We start from the raw sequence: 6,323 nt of genomic DNA, 5'->3' as shown, positions 1-6,323 counted from the left end.
TCCCGGAACTGCACCCCCGCCCCCGCCGTTATGGCTCGGGCGGCCGCCCGGCCGCGTCAATGTTGCAGGCGAGATGCTCGCCTCCGCCAGCCACTTTCCGCTAAAATGCCCGAAAACCGCGCCGATGCATGAGGTCAGCCATGAGCTTCCGCCGCGACACCATCACAAAGCCGATCTTCTCATGGGCGCGCGGCGTGCTGCCGGCGATGTCCGACACCGAGCGCGAGGCGCTGGAGGCGGGGGACGTCTGGTGGGATGCCGATCTCTTCACCGGCAACCCCGACTGGTCGAAGCTGCTGAAGGTCCCGCAGGCGACGCTGACGGACGAGGAGCGGGCCTTCCTCAATGGCCCCGTCGACGAGCTCTGCGCCATGCTCGATGAGTGGAAGATCTTTTGGGAATCGCGCGACCTGCCGCCGGACGTCTGGCACTTCGTCAAGCGCGAGAAATTCTTCGGCATGATCATTCCGAAGGAGTACGGCGGCCTCGGCTTCTCGCCCTACGCGCATTCGGAAGTGGTGCGCAAGATCTCGACCCGCTCGATCGCGGCCGCGGTCACCGTGATGGTGCCGAACTCGCTCGGCCCCGGCGAGCTCCTGATGCGCTTCGGCACCATTGAGCAGCAGCAGCGCTGGCTGCCGCGCCTCGCCGACGGTCGCGAGATTCCCTGCTTCGGCCTCACCAGCCCGGAAGCCGGCTCCGACGCCGCCTCGATGGTCGACACCGGCATCATCTGCAAGGGCGAATTCGAGGGTCGCGAGGTCGTCGGCCTCCGCCTCAACTGGCACAAGCGCTACATTACGCTCGGTCCCGTCGCGACGTTGCTCGGTCTCGCCTTCAAGGCCTATGATCCCGATCATCTCGTGGGCAGCCGGGAAGAGCTCGGCATCACCGTGGCGCTGATCCCGACGAACCTGCCCGGCGTCGAGATCGGGCAGCGTCATCTGCCCTCCATGCAGGTCTTTCAGAACGGCCCGAATTGGGGCCGGGACGTCTTCATCCCGCTCGACTACGTCATCGGCGGCAAGGAGCGGCTGGGGCAGGGCTGGAAGATGCTGATGACGGCGCTCGCCGCCGGCCGCGGCATCTCGCTGCCGTCGCTGTCGGCGGCCGGGGCCGCCTATGCCGCGCGCACCACCGGCGCCTATGCGCGCATCCGCGAGCAGTTCGGCATCTCGATCTCCAAGTTCGAAGGCGTCGAGGAGCCGCTCGCCCGCATCGTCGCGACCGCCTACCAGCTCGACGCCGCGCGCCGGCTCACCTGCGCGGCACTGAACGCCGGCATCCATCCCGCCGTCATCTCCGGCATCATGAAGCTGCACGCGACTGAGCGGATGCGCACCGCGGTCGACGACGCCATGGACATCCATGGCGGCAAGGCCGTGATCGACGGTCCGCAAAACTATCTCGGCAATCTCCACCGCGCCGTGCCGGTCGGCATCACCGTCGAAGGCGCCAACATCCTGACCCGCAATCTCATCGTGTTCGGACAAGGAGCCATCCGCGCCCATCCTTACCTGCTCGACGAGATGAACGCGCTCGCCGATAGCGATCGCGAGCGCGGCCTCGGCGCGTTCGACAAGGCGTTCTGGAAGCATGTCGGCCACAGCTTCAGGACACTCTTCCGCGCCATGGGTCGCAGCTGGACCTTTGGCGCATTCGCCCCAGTGCCCGATGCGGGCGATGCCACGCCCTTCTATCGCCAGCTCTCGCGCTACTCGGCGGCTTTTGCGCTCTGCGCCGACATGGCGCTGCTGACGCTCGGCGGCGCGCTCAAGCGCAAGGAAATGCTGTCGGCCCGCTTCGGCGACATCCTGTCCGAGCTCTATCTGCTCTCGGCCGCGCTGAAGCGCTGGCAGGACGAGGGGCGGCAGAAGGAGGATTTTGCCGCGCTGGAATGGTGCATGGCGACCGGGTTCAAAACCATCGAGAACCGGCTCGCCGAAATCCTGGCCAATCTGCCGAACCGCTTCGTCGCCGGCTTCCTCAGGCTCGTGGTGCAGCCGTTCGGCGCCCGCGTGCTCGGCCCGTCCGACCGCATCGTGCACCAATGCGCTGCCATCGTGCTGGAGCCGTCGGCGGCACGCGAGCGCCTCACGCCGGATCTGGCCCATGTCGACGACGACAGCGGCTTTGCCCGGCTGGAGCACGCGTTCAAGCTGGTCGCGGCGACGGATGCGATCGCCAGGCGCATGCGTGCTGCGCATATCCGCGACTGGAAGGAGGCGGTGACCAAGGGCGTAATCACGCAAGCCGAGGGCGAGCAACTCGCCGCTGCCCGCGAAGCCGTCACAAAAGTGATAGAGGTCGACGATTTTGCGCCGGAGGCGCTGTCGCCGATTTACAAGAAAACCGTCAATGTGCATCAGTTCTTCCAGGAACTCGGTGAGCAGAGGGCGGCGAGCTGATGGCACGACCGGTATTCATCGTCGACGGCAGCCGGACGCCGTTCCTGAAGGCGCGTTCGGGGCCAGGGCCGTTCACGCCGGTCGATCTCGCCGTGCAATGCGGCCGACCGCTGCTGGCGCGCCAGCCGTTCTCGCCCGATAGCTTCGACCAGGTCATCCTCGGCTGCGTCAACGTGATCGCGGACGAGATGAATCCGGCCCGCGTCGCCGCGCTACGGCTCGGCATGGGCGAGGACATGGTCGCCTTCACCGTGCAGATCAATTGCGGCTCGGGCATGCAGTCGATCGACACCGCCTACCGCTATATCCGCGAAGGCCATGCCGACATGGTTTTGGCCGGCGGCACCGAGGCGCTCAGCCACGCGCCGCTGGTCTGGCCGAATTCCGGCGTGCGCTGGTTCGCCGGCCTTGCCACCGCAAAGGGCATGGCCGCGAAGCTCGCCTCGGCGTTCAAGCTGAGGCCGCGCGATCTCAAGCCGATCATCGGCCTCGAGCGCGGCCTGACCGATCCCGTCACCGAGCTGAACATGGGCCAGACAGCCGAGGTCGTCGGCCATCTCTTCGGCATCACGCGCGCGCAGTCGGATGCCTACGCGGCCGACAGCCATCGCCGGCTCGCGCATGCGCAAAGCGCGGGTTATCTGAAGGGCGAGGTCGAAACCGCGTTTTCCCGCGACGGCAAGTTCTTCGACCACGACGATGGCGTGCGTCCGGACTCCACGGCGGAGACGCTCGCCAAGCTCCGGCCGGTGTTCGAGCGGCCGTGGGGCCAGGTCACCGCCGGCAATTCCTCGCAGATCACCGACGGTGCCTCCTGGGTGATCCTCGCCTCTGACGCTGCCGTTGCAAAGCACAAGCTGACGCCGAAAGCTGCGATCGTCGACAGCCATTGGGCCGCGCTCGACCCCAGCATCATGGGGCTCGGTCCGGTGATGTCGGTGACGCCGCTGCTGAAGCGCAACGACCTCACCCTCAAGGACGTCGAGACCTGGGAGCTGAACGAGGCTTTTGCAACGCAAGTGCTCGGCTGTCTCGCCGCCTGGAATGACGACAAGTTCTGCCGCGAAATATTGCGGCTCGACGGCGCGGCCGGCGAGATCGACCGCGAGCGGCTGAACGTCGACGGCGGCGCGATCTCGCTCGGCCATCCCGTCGGCACCTCCGGCAATCGCATCGTGCTGCATCTCGTCAACGCGATGAAGCGGCTCGGCACTCGGCGCGGAATTGCCACCGAATGCATCGGCGGCGGGCTCGGCGGCGCCATGCTGATCGAGGCGGTATGACCATGGATTCCAAGATCATGACCGTGCTCGCCGACCGCGTGCTGGAGCTCGGGCCGCGCCCTGCGCCGGATGGTCCCTACAAGCACTTCAAGCTGACGCGAGATGAAGACGGCGTCGCCTGGCTGCTGTTCGACCGCGCTGATGCCAGCGCCAACACCCTGTCCTCCGACGTGATGGAGGAGTTCGACGCCGTGCTCGCAGCGATCGAGACCGAGCGCCCCGTCGGTCTCGTCATCCGCTCGGCAAAGCCGTCCGGCTTCATCGCCGGCGCCGACGTCAATGAATTCCGCGGTGCCAACGATCCCGGCATGGTGGAGACGCGCATCCGCGCCGCGCATGCGGTGGTCGACCATCTGGAAGCCTTGAGGCTGCCGACGGTCGCGGTCATCCACGGTTTCTGCCTCGGCGGCGGCCTCGAGGTGGCGCTGGCCTGCCAGGCGCGCATCGCGATCGAAGGTGCGCGCTTCGGCTTCCCGGAGGTGATGCTCGGCCTGCATCCCGGCCTTGGCGGCACCGCGCGTTTCACTGCGCTCGTCAATCCGACGCAGTCGATGGCGCTGATGCTGACCGGGCGCACCATCGATGCGCGCCGAGCCAGATCGCTCGGCCTCGTCGACACCGTGACGCAGGAGCGGCATGTCCAGGGCGCGGTGAAGGATGCGCTGTTCGGCCGCCTGAAGCGGGCCAAGCCTGGACTGCTGATGCGTGCCGCCAATCTCGGGCCGGTGCGCGGCCTGCTGGCCAAGCGCATGCGAGCGGAGGCCGCGAAGGCCGCATCGCGCGAGCATTATCCGGCGCCCTATGCGCTGATCGATCTCTGGAAGCGCATGGCGGCAGCAAATCCGCGATGCTGAAGGCGGAACAGGCCTCGTTCGCCAAGCTGATGGTGACGCCGACCGCGCAGAATCTGATCCGGGTCTTCTTCCTGCGCGAGCAGATGAAGAAGGCGGCAGGCGCCGGCAGCACGGTGAAGCATATCCACGTCATCGGCGCCGGCGCGATGGGCGGCGACATCGCGGCCTGGTGTGCGGGGCAGGGCGTTCGCGTGTCGCTCGCCGACATGAAGCCGGAGCCGATCGCAGGCGCGGTCAAGCGCGCGGCCGACCTCTACGGCAAGATCATCCGCAAGCCCACCGACGTGCGCGACGCGCTCGATCGCCTGATCCCCGACATGGACGGCGAGGGCGTCCGCAACGCCGACCTCATTATCGAGGCGGTGCCGGAAAAGCTGGAGCTGAAACAGAAGGTCTATGCCGGACTCGAGCCGCGGATGAAGCCCGGAGCCATCCTTGCGACGAACACGTCCAGCATTCCGCTGCAGGATCTGCGCACCACGCTGGCGCGGCCGGAGCGGCTGGTCGGCCTGCATTTCTTCAACCCGGTGTCGCGGCTGCAATTGGTCGAGGTTGTCAGCCATGACGGCAACGATGCACACGTGCTGAAAGAGGCGCTCGCCTTCGTCGGCGCGATCGACCGTCTGCCGCTTCCTGTAAAGAGCTCGCCGGGTTTCCTCGTCAACCGCGCGCTGACGCCTTACATGCTGGAAGCGATGGTGATGCTGGACGAGAAGATCGACCAGCGCCTGATCGATGAAGCGGCCGTGCAGTTCGGCATGCCGATGGGTCCGATCGAGCTGGCCGATCAGGTCGGGCTCGACATCTGCCTCGACGTCGGCGACATGCTGCGCACCAAGTTCGGCGATCTCCTGCCGCCGACGCCGGCCTGGCTGCGCGAGAAGGTCGCCAAGGGCGAGCTCGGCCGCAAGACCGGCAAGGGCTTTTACACCTGGAAGGACGGCAAGGCGGAGAAAGTAGCGTTGCCGGAGACCGGACCGCGGGTCACCGACCAGATGATCGACCGCCTGGTGTTGCCGATGTCCAATGTCTGCGTCGCGGCGCTTCGCGAGGGCATTGTCGACGATGCCGACGCGGTCGATGGCGCCATGATCTTCGGCACCGGTTATGCACCCTTCCGCGGTGGCCCGCTGAATTACGCGCGCACGCGCGGCGTGGAGAACATCGTATCCACTCTGCGCGCGCTGGCGGAACGATTCGGCGCGCGCTTCGCGCCCGATCCGGGCTGGGACAATTTCAAGTGAGAGCCATATGAGCGAACAAGCGGCCGGACCGAGCGGGGATCTCTGCATCCGCACGCTGGCGATGCCGGCCGACACCAATGCCAATGGCGACATCTTCGGCGGCTGGCTGCTCAGCCAGATGGACGTCGGCGGCGGCGTGTTCGCCTCGAAGGTCGCGCGGTCGCGCACCGTGACGGTCGCGATCGAGGCGATGAATTTTCGCAAAGCGGTCTATGTCGGCGATCTCGTCTCGGTCTACGCCAATCTCGTGCGCGTCGGGCGCACCTCGCTGACCGTGCATCTCGAGGCCTGGGCATTGCGGCGCAAGGAGTTGCATCCGTTCCTCGTCACCGACGGTCATTTCACCTACGTCTCGATCGACGACCACGGCCGTCCCCAGGCGATCCAGCGAAACGATCCGCCGATCGCGACGTAATCGCGCGCGACGCACTGTCCCATATTGCGAGGCCTTGCAGCGCCGCAGAACGCGGCACGAGCAAGTCACATCGTCGCGGCTTCGCCAAGAACCAGTCAAGAACCAGTCATAAAACGGAT

General features: G+C 66.6%; 3 protein-coding genes and 1 pseudogene. All 4 read left to right on the top strand.

All coding sequences use genetic code 11. The annotated features are described in order from the left end of the window. Window positions 1-140: 140 nt before the first annotated feature. The 4 genes and pseudogenes from I6F33_RS15690 (at window position 141) to I6F33_RS15675 (ending at window position 6,204) form a co-directional block, all read left to right on the top strand. The gene (locus I6F33_RS15690) at window positions 141-2,408 is read left to right on the top strand and encodes an acyl-CoA dehydrogenase (protein ID WP_225143212.1); all 2,268 of its coding nucleotides are present in this window, start codon (window positions 141-143) and stop codon (window positions 2,406-2,408) included. Continuing rightward, entirely contained in the window at window positions 2,408-3,691 is a 1,284-nt protein-coding gene (locus tag I6F33_RS15685) for an acetyl-CoA C-acetyltransferase (protein ID WP_036024789.1), read from the top strand. Before I6F33_RS15690 ends, I6F33_RS15685 begins: the two co-directional genes overlap by 1 nt. A gap of 2 nt (window positions 3,692-3,693) precedes the next feature. After that, a pseudogene (locus I6F33_RS15680) lies at window positions 3,694-5,789 on the top strand (3-hydroxyacyl-CoA dehydrogenase NAD-binding domain-containing protein). A gap of 7 nt (window positions 5,790-5,796) precedes the next feature. After that, entirely contained in the window at window positions 5,797-6,204 is a 408-nt protein-coding gene (locus tag I6F33_RS15675; protein WP_036013863.1) for an acyl-CoA thioesterase, read from the top strand. The last annotated feature ends 119 nt before the right edge of the window (window positions 6,205-6,323 follow it).

The organism is Bradyrhizobium sp. BRP20 (assembly GCF_020194215.1).
Taxonomy (GTDB): Bacteria; Pseudomonadota; Alphaproteobacteria; order Rhizobiales; family Xanthobacteraceae; genus Bradyrhizobium; species Bradyrhizobium yuanmingense.
Note: the sequence above shows the minus strand (reverse complement) of the source record. Positions and strands in the feature narration are given on the sequence as shown.